This is a genomic window from Ruegeria sp. BHSA162 (assembly GCF_059613385.1).
This window is the reverse complement of sequence record NZ_JBXWSK010000063.1, coordinates 1-19,485: the sequence shown is the minus strand read 5'-3', so window position 1 is coordinate 19,485 and position 19,485 is coordinate 1. Positions and strand designations below refer to the sequence as shown.

15 protein-coding genes and 2 pseudogenes are annotated in these 19,485 nt (G+C 53.5%); 9 read left to right on the top strand and 8 right to left on the bottom strand.

What is annotated here, in order from left to right:
* Nucleotides 1-1,032: 1,032 nt before the first annotated feature.
* Entirely contained in the window at nt 1,033-2,373 is a 1,341-nt protein-coding gene (locus AC2FM5_RS15015) for a mechanosensitive ion channel family protein (protein ID WP_496736555.1), read from the top strand.
* On the opposite strand, the gene AC2FM5_RS15010 is transcribed toward AC2FM5_RS15015, so the two are convergent.
* Both AC2FM5_RS15010 and AC2FM5_RS15005 read right to left on the bottom strand, forming a co-directional pair.
* The gene (locus AC2FM5_RS15010; RefSeq protein WP_496736553.1) at nt 2,340-3,359 is read right to left on the bottom strand and encodes an IS110 family transposase; all 1,020 of its coding nucleotides are present in this window, start codon (nt 3,357-3,359) and stop codon (nt 2,340-2,342) included. The genes AC2FM5_RS15015 and AC2FM5_RS15010 overlap by 34 nt on opposite strands.
* A 366-nt stretch (nt 3,360-3,725) precedes the next feature.
* The gene (locus tag AC2FM5_RS15005) at nt 3,726-4,838 is read right to left on the bottom strand and encodes a linear amide C-N hydrolase (RefSeq protein ID WP_480638458.1); all 1,113 of its coding nucleotides are present in this window, start codon (nt 4,836-4,838) and stop codon (nt 3,726-3,728) included.
* 220 nt (nt 4,839-5,058) lie between these two features.
* On the opposite strand from AC2FM5_RS15005, the gene AC2FM5_RS15000 reads away from it, so the two are divergent.
* The 3 genes and pseudogenes from AC2FM5_RS15000 to AC2FM5_RS14990 all read left to right on the top strand — a co-directional run bounded on the left by AC2FM5_RS15000 (nt 5,059) and on the right by AC2FM5_RS14990 (nt 8,643).
* Nucleotides 5,059-6,603: a hypothetical protein gene (locus tag AC2FM5_RS15000; protein ID WP_480638456.1), complete on the top strand. Its 1,545-nt coding sequence runs from the start codon at nt 5,059-5,061 to the stop codon at nt 6,601-6,603.
* Between the two features lie 154 nt (nt 6,604-6,757).
* Nucleotides 6,758-7,509 (top strand): annotated as a pseudogene (locus AC2FM5_RS14995) (IS5 family transposase); the annotation flags it as partial.
* A 105-nt stretch (nt 7,510-7,614) separates the two neighbouring features.
* A complete protein-coding gene (locus tag AC2FM5_RS14990; protein ID WP_496736550.1) occupies nt 7,615-8,643 on the top strand; it encodes an IS110 family RNA-guided transposase in 1,029 nt (342 codons plus the stop codon).
* A gap of 353 nt (nt 8,644-8,996) precedes the next feature.
* Here AC2FM5_RS14990 and AC2FM5_RS14985 read toward each other — a convergent pair whose 3' ends face one another.
* Together AC2FM5_RS14985 and AC2FM5_RS14980 are read right to left on the bottom strand one after the other, a co-directional pair.
* Nucleotides 8,997-9,695 (bottom strand): hypothetical protein, encoded by a 699-nt coding sequence (locus AC2FM5_RS14985; RefSeq protein WP_496736548.1) that lies wholly within the window; start codon nt 9,693-9,695, stop codon nt 8,997-8,999.
* 213 nt (nt 9,696-9,908) lie between these two features.
* Nucleotides 9,909-10,841 (bottom strand): IS5 family transposase, encoded by a 933-nt coding sequence (locus AC2FM5_RS14980; RefSeq protein WP_496736546.1) that lies wholly within the window; start codon nt 10,839-10,841, stop codon nt 9,909-9,911.
* A gap of 291 nt (nt 10,842-11,132) precedes the next feature.
* On the opposite strand from AC2FM5_RS14980, the gene AC2FM5_RS14975 reads away from it, so the two are divergent.
* On the top strand, nt 11,133-11,576 hold the full coding sequence (locus tag AC2FM5_RS14975) for a hypothetical protein (RefSeq protein WP_480638451.1): 444 nt from the start codon (nt 11,133-11,135) through the stop codon (nt 11,574-11,576).
* Nucleotides 11,577-11,750: 174 nt separating this feature from the next.
* On the opposite strand, the gene AC2FM5_RS14970 is transcribed toward AC2FM5_RS14975, so the two are convergent.
* Nucleotides 11,751-12,245, bottom strand: a complete 495-nt coding sequence (locus AC2FM5_RS14970; protein WP_480638449.1) for a hypothetical protein — start codon at nt 12,243-12,245, stop codon at nt 11,751-11,753.
* Nucleotides 12,246-12,576: 331 nt separating this feature from the next.
* Here AC2FM5_RS14970 and AC2FM5_RS14965 point away from each other — a divergent pair, with 331 nt between their 5' ends.
* The 3 genes from AC2FM5_RS14965 to AC2FM5_RS14955 all read left to right on the top strand — a co-directional run bounded on the left by AC2FM5_RS14965 (nt 12,577) and on the right by AC2FM5_RS14955 (nt 15,266).
* On the top strand, nt 12,577-13,548 hold the full coding sequence (locus tag AC2FM5_RS14965) for a SphA family protein (protein WP_496736543.1): 972 nt from the start codon (nt 12,577-12,579) through the stop codon (nt 13,546-13,548).
* Between the two features lie 48 nt (nt 13,549-13,596).
* A complete protein-coding gene (locus tag AC2FM5_RS14960) occupies nt 13,597-14,526 on the top strand; it encodes an autotransporter domain-containing protein (protein ID WP_496736540.1) in 930 nt (309 codons plus the stop codon).
* A gap of 227 nt (nt 14,527-14,753) precedes the next feature.
* On the top strand, nt 14,754-15,266 hold the full coding sequence (locus AC2FM5_RS14955; RefSeq protein ID WP_496736539.1) for a hypothetical protein: 513 nt from the start codon (nt 14,754-14,756) through the stop codon (nt 15,264-15,266).
* Nucleotides 15,267-15,328: 62 nt separating this feature from the next.
* Here AC2FM5_RS14955 and AC2FM5_RS14950 read toward each other — a convergent pair whose 3' ends face one another.
* The 3 genes and pseudogenes from AC2FM5_RS14950 to AC2FM5_RS14940 form a co-directional block, all read right to left on the bottom strand.
* Nucleotides 15,329-16,333 (bottom strand): AraC family transcriptional regulator, encoded by a 1,005-nt coding sequence (locus AC2FM5_RS14950; RefSeq protein WP_496736536.1) that lies wholly within the window; start codon nt 16,331-16,333, stop codon nt 15,329-15,331.
* A gap of 160 nt (nt 16,334-16,493) precedes the next feature.
* The gene (locus AC2FM5_RS14945; RefSeq protein WP_496736557.1) at nt 16,494-16,694 is read right to left on the bottom strand and encodes a hypothetical protein; all 201 of its coding nucleotides are present in this window, start codon (nt 16,692-16,694) and stop codon (nt 16,494-16,496) included.
* A gap of 26 nt (nt 16,695-16,720) precedes the next feature.
* Nucleotides 16,721-17,065: pseudogene (locus tag AC2FM5_RS14940) on the bottom strand (IS110 family transposase); the annotation flags it as partial.
* Between the two features lie 187 nt (nt 17,066-17,252).
* Between AC2FM5_RS14940 and AC2FM5_RS14935 the strand changes: the two are divergent.
* The gene (locus AC2FM5_RS14935) at nt 17,253-18,992 is read left to right on the top strand and encodes an amidohydrolase (protein ID WP_170442136.1); all 1,740 of its coding nucleotides are present in this window, start codon (nt 17,253-17,255) and stop codon (nt 18,990-18,992) included.
* Nucleotides 18,993-19,485 lie beyond the last annotated feature (493 nt).

Sequence of the window (19,485 nt, the reverse complement as noted above, 5' to 3'; positions counted from 1 at the left end):
TGGCCATGGGATTGTCTATTTAGCTTCAGATGAATCCGCTTTTATGACGGGGCAAGCCCTGGTTATCGATGGCGGTGAATGCATTTAGTGATGGGTTAGACCGCTCAAGAGAATGTCTATCGCCGCAATTCATTTTGGCGAGCACATTTCAGTCCGCTTTGGGCTCACTGCCGCCGAATGCTTGAGCAGAAAGGCCTTTGTTGGGCTTGGACATGAACCGGCCATCGACAGCTCTGGCCAAGAGGTTGATCCTGCGGCGTTTCCGATGATGAGCTGCCGTCCGTGTCCCAAAAGCCGAGGTTCGGCTTGGTGGCGGCGAAATCTTGGTGAGAGCCCAACATGCCAGTTTTCTGCTCGGCGGCGAACGTCGGCTTCACAACGTTCCAACTCACCTTTGAACCAACTCATCTGAACAGTTGTTGAACGATTTCGCGGGCGTAGGCGTGAACCCAAACCTCTGCTTGGTAAGAGGACGAGTAATAGACCACTACCGTGTCAGTCTCAGGGGACACATAACGTCCTCGCCGGGACGTGAGCAGAGCCATTCCGCTGTAGGTGTTGCACCGCTGGATCAGCTGATTGCGTCGTCTACATTTGGAAGGCTCACCTCGCGAAGCTCCATCATGGGGCGGCCGATGTCGACCGCGAAGACAACCATGCACCCGGCAACCGATACTCAAAACGCAAAGAGACTTGATCTAGGCTGTGCGATTAGACAACACCTTCAGAGCCCTGCGAAAATCAATACATCCTGACCCTAAAAATTTGTATTGTTTTCAAACCACTCACCACGGCCGCAGTTGGTCACTTTCGCTCATTCTGACCTATCCAACGGGGTTCTATCACCAGCACCTTGTCAAAGGCCAATCGTTGGCTTGAGTTATCTTCCTACAATAGATTTGTGAAAAAATTCATTCATTGTAAGGTATTGATAGGTCGATGCACTCGCACCTAATCTGAAGGACGCTAGGAAATTCTGCAGTAGTCGTACCATTGATTGCGAAGATGGACTGAACCCGTGTGAGAGAATACATGACGCAATTCAATCTCCGGAACGTTGCCAGAACAACGGCCTCAATAATACCTACGGTTTTGTCTGTTGTGTTGGTGTCGTCTTTGTTTCTTGGGGCGGCACGGGCACAACAGCTTGATCACACAGATCCGTATCAGCACTCAATTTCTATTTCGAGTGATCCAAGAGTACACGAAAAAGTACTCGCTCGGCATTTGGTTGCGTTGGGCGTAGAAGATCTTACAGAAATTGCCGACATTTGGCAGCGCCGCGTCCAAACTAATCTGGCTAGAATAGCCGAGGGTGTAACACGATTGGAAACCGTGGCAGATGATCAAGCTCCTGAACTTGTTGCAGAAATCAAAGAGGTAAACCAAGAGAATATAGGTTATTTTCAAAATTACATAATCGTGGTTTACGCTTTGGCCCGTAAAGGTGGGCCGGAAGAGGAGGTGAAAAAGCACGAGGACTTCATCAGAGGCTTCATAGGCGAGCTTATGCTGTCGTACCAATGGGCCACAATCGCACATCTATCGTGGGACTGGGTGCGATCTGGTAAGGGGGGGCTTACGGCGCTAAGCGGTCTATTTCAAGCAATTGCAGTTCTTATCGCAGCTTTCATTCTCGGGAGCATTCTAAAAAGAGTGTCTGGCAGATGGCTCCGAAATCGAGATGAAGAAAATGAAATTGCGGCAGTAGTCGTGCCGAATGTTGTGTGCTGGGGCATTCTACTACTCGGATTTCTCTTAGCCCTGTGGGGGCTCGGCGTAAATATCGGTGTCACAACTGCCGTTATCGGTGGTTTTGGATTTCTGATAGCCTTCATGATGCAGAATCTTTTTCAAAGTGTGATTGGTGGTTTTCTGCTTCAAGCGACTAATCCCTATTCAAAAGGCGACGTTATTTCGATCAATCAGATCGTGGGAACAGTTATCGACGTGAATGTGATTTCGACAAAGCTCAGAACTTTTGACAATCGCCTTGTTCAGATCCCAAATCAGTCCATCTGGCAGGGGTCTATGGAAAACCTTACCAAGTACCGTGTGCGCCGCGTCGATCTTGTATTTGGGATTGGTTATAAGGATGACATTGAAAGCGCAAAGGCGGTCCTTAACGAAATGGTAGTTGAAGACGAACGTTGCCTCAGAAACCCGGAAACACGGATTTTTGTCGGTGAATTGGGGCCTTCATCCGTGAACGTTTTTTGCCGGCCATGGGTGCGAACCGATGACTACTGGGATGTACTTTGGGACCTGACAGAGACTGGAAAAACACGCTTGCAGAACAAAGGCATCTTTATCGCATATCCGCAGATGGACGTGCATGTTCACACCGGAAATGAGCCTTCGTCTGCTGATTGAACGAAATCATTAGCAACTGTATTTCTCAGGGGGTCTGAGCCGACCAGTTTTGCCGAGATTTGAGGAGTGCGTTTGCGATTGTGACGAGCTTTCTGGCGACTGCTGTGATGATGACTTTGTGTGGCTTGCCCGCGTCGCGCAAACGATCTGCGAAGATCTTGAGATGCGGATTGTGATGACTCGCGACGAGAGCAGCCTGGAACATGACGTGTCGTACCTGTCGCCGTCCGCCACCAACGGCGCGCTTGCCGCGCATCGCACCGCTGTTGTGAGCAATGGGAGCCAGGCCCGTGAGCGCAAGCAGCTTGTTCTCCCGAGAGTTGGCCCAGTTCTGGCATTTCCGCGATCAGCATAGTGCTGGCAACGGGGCCGATCCCGGGGGCAGAACGCAAGATACCAGCGGTTTGTGCAAGGCCCTGATCTGCGGCGATGGTCTGCGCAATCTGGTCTTCCAATTTACCGATCTGTCGATCCAACAGCGCCCTCAGCTTAGCATCAACTTCAGTGAATATCCCATCCGTTCCCAACTTCTCATGCGCCTTGATCTGCGCCAGAAGTCTCTTGCGCGTCTCGACAAGTTGCGCACGCTTTGATGCCAAGGCTCTGAGAAGGCGCAATTTCCCATGTGGCAGTTCGCGCCCTGCGTCTGGTCGAAATGCCATGAATCGCGCAATGAGTTCCGCGTCGATCCGATCCGTCTTGGCGCGTGTGCCATGGCTGGCAGCGAAGGCTTTGATCTGAGCTGGCGGCAACTGCCGAGTCGCGATACCGGCTGCATCCAGCGCGGTCCACAGACGCCATTCCTGCCCTCCAGTCGCCTCGAAACAAACAAGCGCGTGCGTTGATTGTGCCAGACCAACAAGCTGCGCGTGGCCCTCATAGCTGTTCGGGAGCCGCAACCTACGAATGTCCGGCAGACAATGAACGTCAAGCCAATCGCGGCTGACGTCTATGCCGATGATCTGTTCGTGTGATACTTTGTTCATACCCTCTTCCTTCTGCTCCGCGGTCCAGACCGGCCGCATTCAACTGTTCGAGACGATGAAGAGAGACGGTGCTGGCTCGCTAGGAAACGTGGTCATGCCACAAGGCTCAGACGCCATACACCGCCCCGTCAGTAACCTCGGCAAAGGTTGCTGACGGGGGTTAAGTTAGCAAACTCGAGATACAGAAGGCTCAGGACCAACAAACCTCGCTCGCATAAAGTGATCGGCTGGCTGCGCGGAGCTGCAACTTTTCAATTCGGGCACAGGTCTGCCTTGGTTCAGGGGATTTAGGCTCGCAATGTTTCGCCGCCCCGGATTTCCGGAGCGGCGGTTGTCATGTGATACTTGGAGGGGTCGGTCTAGGTTTCAGGAGTTCGCGTTGCAGGTCCCCCATTTTACGTCGCCATTGCCATCATTGGCCTGCTGGATGAGGTCGGCGCAGACAGGACCGTCGAAGGCCTTCGTGTCCTCAATGTTGAAAGTGATCGTCTGAGCCGTATCCATGGCGCGGGTGCGAATATCCCCATTGTCCAAGTTGTACTGGAAGCTTACCCAGGTGGGGTAGTCATCGCCTGCGCCGTTGTCCTGCGGGTCCTGGATGTTCAAGGGCACGGTCACCGAGTAATCGAAGGCCTGCTGGATGCGGCCCAGCGTTTCGGCGTAGTTCAGATCGCTGTAATCCTGGTTCATTGACGTCCAGAGCATCCGGACATTGCGGTTGGCCGACCCGATGTCGGCAGGGATGCCTTGCCCCGACGGATTGTTTGCAAGATCAAATTGGGCGGCGTACTCGCGCTGGTCCTGCTGGAGCGGGCTGTTGACCATGACCCGCAGATCGCTGTCGGTATCGCCGGTGTAGACGACCTCCAAGCCACCTTCGTTGAGCTGGAAGAGTGCAATATGGCCGCTTTTGTCGACCGCCGAGAAGTGCACGCCGTGGTAGCTGTCGCTGCCGCGCATTTTGCTGCCCCATGCGATCTGGAACTCACCCGCTTCGTGTCCGGCGACGACCTCGGCCACGGTGGCGTAGTTCTCGGCGATGAATGTCGTCAGGTCTGCCATGTTGACCGCTGGCGCACCACTATCCTTATGCTCGGTAACGAAGGGTTTGGAGTCGTTCATGTAAAGGCCCATGGCGCTCAGGCCCTGGTCGTTGATTGCCTCGGCGGTGACACCGTGGAATGTCTCGTGCTCTTCCATGGCAACCGTGTGATACTTGACGGTCCATTCCTTTACGTTGGCGTATTCGGCAACATCAGAGGAAGCGCGGGCTTCGCCCTCCGGGTGGACACGGGCATAGGCGCCAAGACGGCTGCCGCCCCAGTCCAGCGAACGGGTCACGATTGTGCCATGGTCCGTGTCGGCAACGAAGCGCGAACAAGCATTGGCTGTGACGGCAGTGGTGGTCACAGTGGCAGCCAGGATGGCGGTGATGGCGGTGGAGGTCCAGGAGCGGTTCTTGGTGCTGGAGGCTTTCATCTTTCTGTTTCCCTTCGGCTTTTGCGGATCTGTCCGCGTTTTCGATGATTAGGACTTAGCCAACGGTGTGATGAAGCGGGACGTCGACAACTGTTAACAACAGTTGGGCGATCAGCGCCGAACGCCAACCGATCCACCCGATGGGGAGCAATTTTGCAAACAGGTTGCAAGCGCGGGCTTGCGGCTTAGAGTTTAGGGGTTGAAGCTACAGAGGCTGACCATGAGAGACCAACCGAGCAACGAAGAGATAGCCCAACAGCTTGAGAAAATCCTGGCATCGCCTGACTTTACGGCTGGCCCAAGGATACAGAAATTCCTCGCCCACATTGTAAACGAAGAGCTTGAGGGTCGGGGCGAGTTCCTCAAGGGTACTGCTCTCGCGATGGATATATTCGGACGCGGCGCCGATTTTGACTCAAACAATGACTCCATTGTCCGAATCGAAGCGATCAAGCTGCGCAAGGCAATTGAACACTACTACCTGACAGCTGGTGTCGCCGACGAGATCATAATCACCGTTCCGAAGGGCAGGTATCGCCCGCAGTTCGTGCGGCGCGCGGTAGAGGAAAGCAAAATCCAAAAAAGCATCCCGCGTGGACTACCAACACTCGCAATCTTGCAGTTTGAAGGTGCGGACTCCGAAAAAGCCCTGATTTTCCGAGAAGGGTTGCCTGAAGAGATCGCGCTCGAGCTCGCCCGCTTTGGCCAGATCAAAGTGTTGTCAGGTTGGCACACCGACCACTCAACGCGGGAGGTGGGGCAACAAGAACTGATAGAGAGTTCAGACTACATCTTGAGAGGCAATGTCCGGGAGGCTGGTGGGAGCCTGCGTGTGTCAGTTCAACTCGACCGAAACCCTGGAAAAGCTTTAGTCTGGTCCGACAGGTTTCGCGTTTCCGGAGATTCAGAAGATCCCTTCGATGTGCAGGAACAAATTGCACGGCAATGCGCGACCCGTATGGCGGACGCCTACGGCGCAGTCGCCGAAGATCTCAATGCGCAATACTCCGGGAGGCGTGCGGAAGATGCAGGTGTCTTTGAGGCCCTTCTGGCGTTTCATGCACACATGCGGACTTCACGCCGATCCAGTCTCGAAGAGTTCAGTGACCTCATCGACACCGCGCTACGCGACAATCCTTCGAGCGGGTTGGCCCACGCGCTCAAGGCCATTGCACTAATCGAGGAAGCAGCTTTGGGCGCCCGGTCTGCGGAAGATGTTGTCTCCGATGGAAGGAGCCATGCAGAAACGGCCATCGCGTTGGCACCTAACTGTCAGGAAGCTCTCTACGCCGCTGCGAGTTTCGCGCGATTTCACGGTGAGAACACCCGGTACGCCAACCTGATAGAGCGCGCTATCGAGGCGAACCCGAATGCCACGTTGTTGACTGCGATGGTGGGAGGTTGGCTCGCCGCAATCGGGGACACGCAAGAAGCGACAGCCATGATCGAAGGCGCAAGAGAACACAACCCGCTACTGCCAATCTGGATCAACATCCCTTGTGCGCTCGATCCCTTCATGCGGGGCGAATACGAGGTGGCCTCGGATATGATCAGCGAGGTGGATGGCCGTGACAATCTGTACGACTGGATGCTGATTGCCGCCATGCATGCAATGGCCGGGCGAATAGATATGGGGAAAAAGGCTCTGGCGGCATTCTTCGAGGCCGGGGTCGACCCAGAATATTTCCTGCGTTCGATCCCGCTTGCGGAGCCTGTCGCAGGACGCATCGAGCAGGGGATTAGCGCTCTACTCTCCGTTAAATGATCTCCAACCGAATGCGGACGTTGGAAATTGGCGCTGTGTTTTGCTAACGGCTGCCCCTTCCGTCAGACGGTGGAAAAGTCGTCATTCTTGACGTTCGATATGGCGGTTCCAACCGGTGTGAGCCCGTGATTCAAGGGCGATGGGAGGAACGCACGTGTCGCATCTGTTTTGGCTCAAGTCAGACCACGTGAACCGCATCAAACACCTTTTCCCGAAACCTCGCGGGGGTGGACGATCCGACGACCGAATGGTGCTTAGCGGTATCATCCATGTCATTCGAAACGGCCTTCGGTGGCGAGACGCTCCGGCGGATCATGGGTCGCACAAGACGCTCTAAAATCGTTTTGTGAGATGGTCTCGCATGGGTATCTTTGCCCGTATCTTTAGGGAACTGGCTCAGCCAGGACAGGATGGTGAAACCATCATGATCGACAGCACTCACCTGAAGGCACACCGAACAGCGTCAAGCCTCTCAAAAGGGGGGCTCGAACGCGTGCCATCGGTCGCACAAAGGGCGGTTTGAACAGCAAACTGCACACGGTCTGCGACAGACGTGGATGGCCACTGACGTTCTTCCTCTCATCCGGCCAGATGAGCGATGCAAAGGGTGCTATGGTGTTGCTGGGCAGCCTTCCACGAGCCAAATCACTCTTGGCAGACAAAGGGTATGATGCAGACAGGTTCCGTGAGGCGCTTGCCGAACGCGGCACCGAGGCCTGCATACTGGCGCGACGTGGTCGAAGAAACCCGGCTGAACATGACACCAAGCTATATCGTCAGAGCCATCGCATCGAGAATCTGTTTGCCAGATTGAAAGACTGGTGCCGTATCGCGACGCGCTATGACAGGTGCGGTGACTTGTTCCTGTCCGCCATATGCCTTGCCGCGACCGTCATTTTTTGGTTGTGGGATGCTGTAACGGGGCCTGCGTCACGCACGACCGTTGCCACTTGCCAGATCAGCACCGCGCTGTCGCCATTCCCGTATTGAGCCCACATGGAGGATGACGGGATGAAATCATTTGTTGGACTGGATGTATCGCTTGCGAAGACCGCTATTTGCGTGATCAGCGAACACGGCCAGATTATCAACGAAGCAGAGACTGAAAGTGAACCCGTAGTTCTGGCGCGCTGGTTTGATGAACTTGACGGCAGCATCGCTGCGAGTGGCCTGGAGGCCGGGCCACTGTCGCATTGGCTGCACCGTGGGCTGACCGAAGCTGGCCTTGATGCGGTACTCATGGAAACGCGCCAAGTGAAAGGTGCATTGAAGGCCATGCCGATCAAGACGGATCGGCGCGATGCCGAGGGGATCGCTCGGCTGCTTCACCTTGGCTGGTTCCGCCCGGTTCACTGCAAATCGGTCTCGGCTCAAGAAACCCGCGCCGTTCTCGGTGCCCGCAAAGCCATTCAACAAAACATGATCGCCTTGGAAATGTCGCTGAGAGGACTGCTGCGGAACTTTGGCCTCAAGGTGGGCGCGATCTCTCGCGGCAGATTCGAGGCCCGCATTCGGGAATTGGCAGATGGAAATCCCATGCTGGAAACCGCGACAGCACCAATGCTGCGTGCCAGAGCATCTCTGCGACAGGAACTGGCCGGTCTCGAAAAGCGCGTGCGCAAGTTGGCTGGGGATGATCCAGTATGCCTACGCCTTATGTCGATGCCTGGGATCGGTGCAGTAGTAGCGTTGACATTCCGTGCTGCGGTCGATGATCCGGCTCGCTTTCGGTCGTCAAAGAGAGTTGGTCCCTGGGTTGGTTTGACGCCTTCACGCAATCAGTCCGGTGAACGGGACCTGTCAGGCGGTATCACCAAAGCTGGTGACGTGAATCTGAGGCGGGCGTTGTGCCAAGCCGCAACCGTCATGATGAACCGTGGCCGGTCGACTTGGTTGCGAACATGGGGCGCCCAATTGGCTCAACGCCGCGGTCGTAAAATCGCAATGGTTGCTCTCGCACGCCGCATCGCTGTCATACTTCATCGGATTTGGATCGACGGCACCGAGTTCCAGCCCGATGAGGCACCGAAAATGACCTGACCTTGTCGTTGCCTTACCCGTTGCCTGCTTGAGCGCGGGCTTTCGAGGTCCCCCAGGGACGTGGTTCCGATGATGCCGTGGTCAGGACTGTCGCTATTCTTTGCCAAGCACGCCTATGAGATGGGCACATCGGAATTACATCGAACCAGCATCATGTTGGCAGCCATCGCGCTGACCACGAACCGAAGCAAGTACCCAAAGGATCTCAGCCGAAAGCCGCTAGAAAAGGCGGAACGGACACTAACAATACCAAGGTAGCCGCTCCGGCGGATCAATTGTTATACCCAAAACCGCTTGACTGAAGCGACCCCGTTACCGAAGTCCTGACCGTAATGAGTTTCTCGTGTCCGATTTCACACCAACCCAGACCCGGTCAAAAAATACTTAATAGCGTCAACGATGTAAGCGCACCCTAAAATACCAAACAAGAGGGGTACGAGCCAAGACGCGGTAGTGCTGATGAATCGGTTGAATGATTTCAGGCTATCTACGATCGAGCCCCCCATTAGTTGGTAAGCAAGCGGAACCAACAGAAATGGAATGGCGAAGGCGATATTGTAGATCAGCAATCCAGCTAGCTTGGACTGGACGTGAAAACGATACATCTCATTTATGAAACCAACGTAAGGAACCGCGAACGGTATCCCGACTATGCAGATGCTTGCGCCCATGAGAAATGAAGGCAGAACTCCTTCTTCTTGTCGGATAGCTTCAGACTTGCCCGATTGCTTTTTCATTGAAGCATTTATGCTTAACGTAAATGCAAGTGTAAGAAAGACTATTCCCAGTAGAAACCCAACTACAAAGTAAATTGGTATCGGATTCACGAATGTATCAATGACAAAGTCTACCACCGGAGCAATGAACTCTGCCAACCCGTAAACTATCAAAACTCCAATCAAAAAATATGCAGCCGTATGCCCTAGTATCAGTGCAAGACTGCTTGCAATCGGCTTCGCGCCGGTTAACGCGATAGCAGTCGCTGCCAAAAGGACTGGGCTGACCACGTCAACAAGCAGTATAGGTATTGCAACGATCCATACATCATTCATCTAATAGCGCCTTTTGGTTTTATCGTAGCAGCGCCGAAAGCAAATATCTGACGACGGTTTGAGACTAGTACCAAAGTTGAGAAACTGGAAAGACGCCCCAGCTTGGCACAAAGGTCAGAATCCTCGAATAAAATTTTCCGATACCTATGAAGGCGATGCGGCTTTGTTGCGCAAAGGGCAAGAAGCCCAGACGTCCCCTTTCCCCAGACGCACTTATCCAACGGGCTCTGTGACAGGTACGCCGAGCGCGGCGTAGCCGTTCAGCACGGCGGCTCGGATCTGGAGTTCGGCGACCTGACGATCGAAGTCGCGCGCCATGAGGCTCTGCCCCAGTAGCTTCACGCAATGCATCTTCGTCTCGGCGCGGCTTCGGCGGTGGTATCCGCTCCACTTTCGCCAGAGCGCGCGGCCGAGGTATTTCGATGCGCGCAGGGCCTCGTTCCGCGCAATGGCGCCCGCGGTCGACGGCTTCCACGGCTTGGCGTTCTTGCGTGGCGGTATGACGGCATGGGCGCCCCGGTCGGCGATGGCGTCGTGGCACTTGCGCGTGTCGTAGGCGCCATCCGCGGTGACCGTGCCGAGTTCCACATCAGCGGGGAGTTGGTCAAGGAGTTCCGGCAGCATGGGCGCATCGCCGACGTTGCTCCCAGTGATTTCGATGGCTCGAATCTCCAGCGTCTGTTCGTCGACACCGATGTGGATCTTGCGCCACAGACGGCGTTTCGCGCCACCATGCTTGCGGGCGTGGCACTCGCCTTCGCCCTCGGCCTTGATGCCGGTGCTGTCAATCAGTAGGTTCAGCGGGCCCTGCGAGCCACGGTAGGGGATGGTCACGGCCAGAGCCTTCTGGCGCCTGCTCAGCGTGCTGAAATCCGGCACCGCCCAGTCGAGGTCGACCAGGCGCAACAGGCTCTCCACGAACCCGGTCGTCTGCCGGAGGGCCATGCCGAAGAGCACCTTCATCGTCAGGCATGTCTGGATCGCGGCATCGCTATACTGCGGCTGCCGGCCTTGCTTGCCGGTCGGCGGCGGCACCCAGGCCATGTCCGGATCGAACCAGATCGTCAGGGAGCCACGCTGCTTCAGCGCTTCGTTGTAGGCCGGCCAGTTCTTGGTCTTGTAGCTCGGCGGGATGGGTCTGCTCATGTAGACCAGCTACCACGCTGGATTCACGAGATGAATCCCTAACTCAGTCCTTTGCGCAACAAAGCCAGGCGATGCCATAAAGGCACTACGAGCACTTTAGGGTCAACTCCCTCGTGTCCAACGTCTCTCCAACAATACTCAAAAAGCTCTTAGCGTGTTCGTCTAAAGCGTCTCTCAGGGATACCGTTGGAGACTAAAACCGTTAACTGTTTTCCAACTGTAAATTACCTGCATCACGAGCGCGCCCATTCTTAATTCTTTTTTTTGTGAAAAGAGTACGAGGCGCGAGGCATGCAGTCTTTCAAACTTTTAAAGTTACTGAGAAAGCAATATCCTTTGACCACTGCATCGGCCCACAATCTGGTCATGCGAGCGAGCGAGTTGAAGCAGGCGCGATTGCACCAAACCTGGATCGAACTGCATGGTTCTAACAGAGAGCAGTTAGCGTTTGAAAGTGCGCTGCATGATACTTTGACTTGGGCTGCGTATGAAGCACACGCACGTAACGAAGAGGAGTTGTTGAATATTTTCGCAAATTTTATGGCCCTGTTTTTGCACGCCTGTCCAAGTTGGAAAAATGTCCGGCACGAGATCATCGACTATCTGAAAAATGCCAGCACTAAAGATGTATCCGCGTTGCTAGATGCGATTGAACGCGTCCAATGTGAGCGGTCTGCCCTCAAACGGCATGGTGTGACAATGTCATTAAACCGCTTTTGGGTTGACCAGTTTTAATCCCCCCGGACTCTTTGATGAGTTTCCCGGAGTATTTGCCGCGTAAAAAAGTTAGCCCGGCACGACGCTGATTTTCACCGGACAGAAACATTGGTTGCGTCGGTTCAACTAACAGATACACCGGAGTTAAATAGGGTCGGGACCCTAGTGTTGAGCTTTCATGGCCAACAAGCATCATTGGCACGCCGTGTTCATTCTGCGGTCGAAGAGGGAAAGAATATGTGCCGCCATCACCATTACCAGCCAAATCAAAGACGAGCTGATATTTTCGGCAGCGGCAAGTGGCAAAACCGCAAACCCAAATAATATTGAAACGAGGTCACTTGCCTGCCAGCCATCGGAAAGGAGGTCAGGCAACAAACCAAAAAAGCTGCCGAACGCGCCTGCAATGAATGTTGACAAAAGTCCGCCAACCAATGCTGTGACCCATCCTCCAAAGCCTGAACGACCAAACATTGGAGCCAGCAGAAACCCCATGAACGCCCCACCTATGGTCATTGCGATAACATAGCGTATCACAAGCCCGAAATTCTGTTTTGCCCAATCGTCACCCAACCCGCCGGGAAGGTCGCGAGAAAGGAAGAGCAGGAATAAACTGGCCCCAATCACGGCCATTACCAATGTTGCTGCTCGTCGTGGTGTTTTTTTGGGGGATTTTGCGACTGTCATTCAATCGGTCCAATTCGAGTGGGATTTTGAAGGGCGCGAAAGGAAGCGGCTTTGTGGTACGGTATTCTCGCAGATACTGGTCAAGCGTATCAATGTACTTGTTAGATCATACAATAAAACGCGAGCGCGAGGCCAATGAACGGGCAGGGGAAATGTATCCTTGCCCAACTACCTGGAACTGTAGCGCGTATATGTCGCTGTGAAATGCTCAGGCGCTGCTCAATCGTATCAAACGGAAACAGTTGACGACCGTGGCGAGCAAGTCACCGCCTATTAACAAATAAACAAATTTGATTATGATCGCCTTACAAAGGCAGCGAGGTGTTCCATTATGAAGCGGTTTTGGCAAGTTCTCCTATCTTCAAATTCAGCACGTGCATTTTTCCCTGTTTCGACACATGTTTCAGCGGTTCTCGGCGCTCTGACATTCATTGCAGTTTCGATAATCGGCGGCACAGCGGCGGCTCAGTTTCCAATTGCGGGAAGCTACGGGTTGGGTGGCGGGTTGGGACAAACCTCTGCTGTACTGCCTCCTCAGGGAACCAGGGTAATCGAAAATGGGTGGATCAACTACGATATCCAACGTTATGTCGATGACAACGGAGATGACATCGGTGCACCCACGCCCACAGTCAACGCGGCCCGGTTGACCTTCAGATATGTTTTTCGTGACGTCAGGATACTCGGGGCCGATTATGCGGCAGGCGTTGTCCTGACTTACCGAGATCAGATATTGCGGCCTGAACCCGGGTCGGGGACAGACTACCATCTGGGAGACACAGTTGTCACACCAATCGCGTTGGGGTGGCATCACAATACCTGGCACTTTCAAACGTCCTACACCTTTTGGGCCCCAACCGGAGAATTTGAAGCGGGTGGAAGCACCAACACCGGCAAGGGCCTGTGGAGCCACATGCTGTTCGTGGGATCAACATGGAAGCAGGATGCGAGCTTGCCTTGGGCGGCAACGTTTCAGGCACGTTACGAAACGTTCGGACGGCAGAAAACCACCGATATTCGCCCAGGTGACGTCCTGTCATTGGAGTTTGCTTTCGGAAAAGAAGTCGCCCGGGGCTTCAATCTGGGGCTTTTAGCAGCAAGGTCATTCCAGGTTTCAAGGCAAAGCGGGACGCCCGGAGGTAATCCCTCAAAATATGAGATCAATCTGGTCGGAGCCGAAGGTGTCTGGAAACCCAAAGATCTTCCAGGCGCTCAGATCGCCTTGCGCATGGGGAAGGAATTTGACAACCGAAACACGACGGAAGGCTTCGCGACCCTGCTGTCGATTGCCTACGCATTTTAACAGGTGTGCGTGGGGTCATTCGGTGAATCGTTTTCCTTCAAAGGCAAAATGAGAAAAGATCGTGCCTGCGTGGCGATTTTGGCTATGAGTGTAGGCTGTGCTGCGACAGCGCAAAGTACTGATCCGGACGCTTCAGAAGCGGCGGCACGCGCAGCATTGTCAGTTTTGAGTATTGCTGCCACCCCAAACGAAACAATGTCTTCTTTTTCTTTTCTAAGGGCGACTGGCGACACGAAAAGCTTCAGATCAAGCCAACTCCGAGGCGGGTATTACCCACTCGGAAATGGCTTATATCTTGAAGGGCTTGTGGCTTATCAGAAATACAACCCGGTGCTTTTCTTTCCAGAAATTGCACCTGGTGTCGATGTGGACGTGACCTGGGCAAGTGTAGCGGCAACCTTTGGTGTAGGCTGGGAGTTTCCGTTGAAAAATGACTGGCGCATTCGTCCGGTCGGGCATGTATCATTCGGCCATGTTACGGCTGATGCTTCAATTATTAGCTTCCCGTTGCTTCCGGTCAATTCGCAGACGGCGGATTCAGTTGACGGAAACCTGAATGCACTGGGATTAGGGGCATCTGTCGCAGTATTCAAGGAAGCACAAATTGGCCTTTGGCAGGCAGAATACCGATTTCGCCAAACGTTTCTGGAGTTTCACCCAATTGACGAACCACAAGCCGGTGGGGCCAAGGCCAACTCCAACCAGACGACGCTTTTTTCTCGCCATCGCTATCCTTTGAAAGATGTCAGGTTCTTCAACTTGGCCACTCTCCTCGTTTTGGACGCTGGGCTGGTGTATTATCATGGGGATGCCGCAAAGGTTCTGGACACTGATTGGTTGGCAACTGCCGGCGTCGGCATCGAGATTGACACAACCGGAGTTGGTATTCCATCGGTACAAGCCGGGCGGATCATGCTGAATGGTATAATCGCCGAGGATTTTGACGGATTTTCCATAGGCTTGGGCCTCAGGTTTTAGCGTCGCGCTCAACTTTGAGCTAAAGATAATGTTCGGACGTAAGATTCCCTGATGGAATCCAGATTTACAAATCTTGTTAATTTTTTGCGATTTACCTCAGCTTGGCAGATTAAACGAAGATTTTGGCTCATTTTCGAATGAGGAGCAGGATCGCCACCTCCAATATTGGATCACAGTGCCTGAAAAGGTGCGTTGCCAATTGCAGATACAAAGTCGGAGCGTCAGTCATGAAGACCGAAGCGATCAGTGCCGTTGAAGTAATCAGCATGCATTTGAACAGACATTATGAAGCCGATCAACGCGCAGATGCCGTTGTCGAAATGCTTCTTGAAAATGAAATCTCCAGCTGGGACTTTTGGCCCTTGCTGCAAAATTTGTGGGGTGGGTTTGAAAAAATCGACCACACTATGTTTGTTCACGCTATGGGAGCTGAAAAACGTAAGTCAAGTTGGACACCTACCGCTAAGTGGTGCCTGCTTCCCAGGGAAATTTCGATATTTCGCGGGCAAAGTCTTGGTAAAGAAGTTGGACTATCTTGGACAACCAGCTTTGACGCTGCATTGGATTATGCGATCAGGTTTGGTTGTCTGACAAACAAAACTCCGGTCATTCTCGAAACCAAAATTCCGAAACATGCAGTGGCTCTGGTCATCGACGGTTGCGACCAGAACGAATTTGTTTTGTGGAAAGCACCGCAGATTTCAGACTGCGCGATGACCCCAGTTCCGTCGATTCACTAACCTGTCAGGGGTGCGCCCCGAACGTGCCCCGGCAACCAATGCGAACGGCAATACAGGGCCTTTCAGCTTTTTTGCAGTTGAAACTGCCGCGGTGTTAAACCTGTCCAGCGCTTGAAGGCAGTTGAGAATGCAGCTTGTCCCGCAAAGTCCAGATAAAACGCAACCTCACTTATTGTGAAGCCGTCTTTCAGATACGTTTGGGCAAGGTCGCACCGGATGTCATTGACGATATGGCGAAAACTCAAACCCTGCTCGCTAAGACGTCGCGATAGTGATCGCGAGCTGAGCCCCAGATCGGTTGCTACCTGTTGTAGATTAGGAATCCGCCCCGGCAGTTCGTTCAGCAATAGGGCTTCGACCCTATTGCTGATGCCCGACTTTAGACCCACCCTCTCTTTCAACAGGTTGTCCCCGTAATCGGTCAGATGCTTTTTAAGAGCCGGGTCGTAGCTTGAAATTGGCAGATCAAGAGATGAAAGCGGTAGAATAACTTCTGTTCTTTCGGAGCCAAAGAGAATGGCACAGCCAGCAGCTTTTTGTATTTCGGGCCCTGCGGATTTGACTACATGCTGAAACCGAACCTCTAATGGGTAGAATTGGGTGTTCGTGACAACGCGCATCAGAGAAATCGCCGAGAAGATAAGGAATTCTGTCCTCCGGTGAAATTTAGTGAGACCACCGTCAACAATTTGTAGCTGAAGTGAGGCATGGTTTCCCGATACAACCAGCGAATAGTCAATAGTGTCGTCAATCAGAGCGCCGTAATGTGAAGCGTTTTCAATTGCCTCTCTTAGATTTGGTGAATACTTTAAAATGTACCAAACGATGTCGCGCGGAGAATTGAAACCCAATCCGGCGACCGTGGCAAAGACTGGCATTTTCAAGTGATCGCAAGCCAGGCGGACAAACTGACCCTCTTTGTAAGGGTCAATTAGTTTCGCTGGCTTAATAAGATCGCTGCGTGTCAAACCGGAGTCCTGTAAAACGTTTTTAAAGGTACGGGCATCTGACAGCCGTTCCTCGAACATCCGGGCAAAATGCCGAAGCCATGCGTTATCGACGCCCATGAGCATTTTCCTTCAAGTGCGCAGCGGTCCTGATGCAGGATAATACTCGATTGTTTGTTGGCGGCAATTCGTGCGCCACTTGACGACGCTCTTACATTGCTAGACCCCGGCTAATATGTTTCTTGCGATTTGCCGGGGCCAGGTTGTGATGGACTGAACGTCAGAAGCGGTCGTTGACCCCAAACGTAGCAGTTGTCGTTTCCAGGTCGTACTGACCATCAGAGCTGTCAAACCTTTCTTGTGTGACCTCACCAAATATCGAAACGCCGTCAGATATTCGGTGTTCCAGCCCGGCACCAATTGAGGAACCCCAACGGTCATTAACGTCTCCGCCCCGGACATATGAGGGCCCGGCGGTCACGTAGGCCAAGGTGTTGCCAAAGGCATATCCTCGCTTTTCACGGGGACAAAACGCATGGTGGGACGGCTCGCAGCCTCACAGATGGCCTCCGCATCGGCGGCATCGTTTTTCTGCCGCTTCACAAACGGTTTTACATACGCAGGTGGGATGAGCCTGACATCGTGACCAAAGCGACCAATCTCCCTGCCCCAGTAGTGCGCGCTAGAGCAAGCCTCCATCGCAACCACGCATCTCGGCAGCGTGGCAAAAAACTCAAGGACCTGACCTCTGCGCAGTTTCTTCCGAAGAACAGGGTGACCTGAGTGATCTGCTCCGTGCACCTGGAAAACGTTCTTCGCCAAATCCAGGCCAATCATGCTAATCTCTTCCATAGACGCCTCCGTTCAGGTTGTTTGCAAACCCACAACGGCACATCGAGGCCAGCGGGGGCGTCTACACCTTCAGAGCCTCCTAAACATAGCGGTGGACCGGTTCAGTTGGGGAGGCTCGGTTCCGATTTTTTTTGTGCAAATTGATATTCCTCACGTATGATGGAACCACTAACAGGGGAGACACAAGATGAAGTATATTTCTGCCAGTGTACTGGCGCTATGTGCCAGCATTGCTCATGCCCAGGATGCCGCAGACCTAGTTTTGAGAAATGCTTTCGTTCTCACTATGGACAAGGAAAATCCCGAGGCACAAGCCGTTGCCGTACGAGGCAATCAGATCGTGTATGTTGGCGACGTGAACGGCGTGGAAAGCTTAACCGGCGAGAACACCGAAGTTCTTGACCTGACCGGCAAGATGGTGCTCCCCGGCTATGTCAGCGCCCACGACCATGTTCTTGGCTCCGCGTGGTCGACACTAGGCGTCGATCTGAATGCGGCAAAAGACAAAGAAGAAACACTGCAGATGCTGCGGGACTACGTGGCGGAAAACCCGGATCTGCCGATCGTTGTCGGCCAAGGATACAATGCAACCCTTATGGGGGGGGCGCCGACTGCCGCTGAGTTGGATGAAATCATCCCCGACAAGATCGCGATTATCATCGACTTCACCATTCACGACGCTTGGCTGAACACCAAGGCGCTCGAAGCCGGAAACATTACTAAAGATACGCCGGACCCGGTGCCGGGGGTTACTTACTGGATCAGGGATGACGACGGGAACCCATTGGGCGTCGGCAAGGAAGGATCGTGGTTTCCTGTCTATACGAAGGTCGCTTGGGATCCCGAGCGAATGATCGAGGAAAGCCGCGAAAAACTTCAGCCGCAAGTGGTCGCAGGCGGCACAACAACAGCACTGATTCCTGGTGTTGTCACTCCGAATTTCACAAACGCACCTGGCATGTTCGATGATTTGGAGATTTCCATGAAGGTGCTTGAAAAAGCGCTCGCCGACGGTGATTTGCCAGTGCGAACGTTTGTTCAACCGGCCTACAAGGACGCGACAGCCGATCCGGTTGAATTTGCGGCGCGGGCACGTGCAATGGCCGACAAGTACAACGGTGACTTGTTTCGCGTACATGGCATCAAGTTACACCCCGAAGGGACATGGAGTGCCGGCGCGGTTCTGATGCTGGAGCCGTTCGAGGGAACAGACAATATAGGCATCTCGGCGGTGAAACCGGATCAGATGAAAGAGGTCGTCAAGGCCGCAAACGACCAAGGTCTAGATGTTTTTGCCCATGTTGAAGGGTCGGGCACTGTGCGTGGGATGATTGACGCGATCCTTGCGTCGCGCGACTCCGGCAACGCGGACGAGCGCAATGCGCTGCATCACTATCAGATCGTTCATCCTGATGACCAGCAACGCATGATCGACAACAGCATTCCGGTAAACATCACTCCGATTTTTTCGGTGGATTGGGCTGGGCAGGATCAGGACTTTCTCAGCATGTTGGGTGACACGCGGACGAACGAGCGTGTTTCTCAATACAGGCCACTGGCCGATGCCGGGGTCAGCGTCAGCCTTGCAGGAGATTACCCATCCGCGCCGATGTCGACCAATAGTATGCTCTATCAGATCTATACTGCGGTTACGTTCAAGAACCCCCTGGACCCTGCGAACTCTAAGAAGTTCCCAAATGGTGCTGCCCCGCTGGACCTGATGCAGGCGATTGAGGCCGTAACAATCAATCCTGCTTGGCAATTGAGAATGGAAGACAAGCTGGGCTCCCTAGAGGTGGGGAAATTGGCCGATATTGTGATTCTGGACCGAAACATTCTGGAGTTGGATAGCCCCGAAGAGCTGCTGACGACCACGGTTCAAGCAACGATTATGGATGGACAATTCCGCCATCGGGATGGACTATAGTCGCGGCCAATACGACCGAAGTTCAGAGGCACTCCACAATATGGAGGTGCCTCTTTTTTCGTTTTGACCCAGATGTTTCAGTGGCATTGCCAACTTGTTTGCGCGTACTGAACTGGTTAGGCCTCACGCATGAAGATGCCGTCCAAGATGCCTCGCCTGAAGGTGTCACTGTACCCTAATAAACCAGAATCCAACCAGAAATTATCCTGCAATATCAACGAGGTTTTGTATCCTTAATTTTCGTACTGTACCGTTAATTACAATACTGCACCCTTAACTGCCAGACGGTCGAGCCTGTGGAAAATTCTGCTCTCTCCTTGTCGTAGGCCGAGGGAAATCGGCGTTCTACAAAGTACCTAGCGTAGAGTAACTGCCCGCAGCAGGGTCTTGTCAGAAGAACTTGTCTTGAGGCAGGCAGGACGGTTGCGTAGCTTTTGCCCATGACCAAACCTGCCTCTTTCAAGTACTTCAAAACCAGTCCCGAGGTCATCCG

Bases quoted from the DNA above. Each gene is read 5' to 3' on its own strand.
- AC2FM5_RS14990 (WP_496736550.1), top strand. From the start codon at position 7,615: ATGAAATCATTTGTTGGACTGGATGTATCGCTTGCGAAGACCGCTATT.
- AC2FM5_RS14975 (WP_480638451.1), top strand. From the start codon at position 11,133: ATGCAGTCTTTCAAACTTTTAAAGTTACTGAGAAAGCAATATCCTTTG.
- AC2FM5_RS14980 (WP_496736546.1), bottom strand. From the start codon at position 10,841: ATGAGCAGACCCATCCCGCCGAGCTACAAGACCAAGAACTGGCCGGCC.
- AC2FM5_RS14935 (WP_170442136.1), top strand. From the start codon at position 17,253: ATGAAGTATATTTCTGCCAGTGTACTGGCGCTATGTGCCAGCATTGCT.
- AC2FM5_RS14970 (WP_480638449.1), bottom strand. From the start codon at position 12,245: ATGACAGTCGCAAAATCCCCCAAAAAAACACCACGACGAGCAGCAACA.
- AC2FM5_RS14965 (WP_496736543.1), top strand. From the start codon at position 12,577: ATGAAGCGGTTTTGGCAAGTTCTCCTATCTTCAAATTCAGCACGTGCA.
- AC2FM5_RS14950 (WP_496736536.1), bottom strand. From the start codon at position 16,333: ATGGGCGTCGATAACGCATGGCTTCGGCATTTTGCCCGGATGTTCGAG.
- AC2FM5_RS15005 (WP_480638458.1), bottom strand. From the start codon at position 4,838: ATGAAAGCCTCCAGCACCAAGAACCGCTCCTGGACCTCCACCGCCATC.
- AC2FM5_RS14960 (WP_496736540.1), top strand. From the start codon at position 13,597: ATGAGAAAAGATCGTGCCTGCGTGGCGATTTTGGCTATGAGTGTAGGC.
- AC2FM5_RS14955 (WP_496736539.1), top strand. From the start codon at position 14,754: ATGAAGACCGAAGCGATCAGTGCCGTTGAAGTAATCAGCATGCATTTG.
- AC2FM5_RS14985 (WP_496736548.1), bottom strand. From the start codon at position 9,695: ATGAATGATGTATGGATCGTTGCAATACCTATACTGCTTGTTGACGTG.
- AC2FM5_RS15015 (WP_496736555.1), top strand. From the start codon at position 1,033: ATGACGCAATTCAATCTCCGGAACGTTGCCAGAACAACGGCCTCAATA.
- AC2FM5_RS15010 (WP_496736553.1), bottom strand. From the start codon at position 3,359: ATGAACAAAGTATCACACGAACAGATCATCGGCATAGACGTCAGCCGC.
- AC2FM5_RS15000 (WP_480638456.1), top strand. From the start codon at position 5,059: ATGAGAGACCAACCGAGCAACGAAGAGATAGCCCAACAGCTTGAGAAA.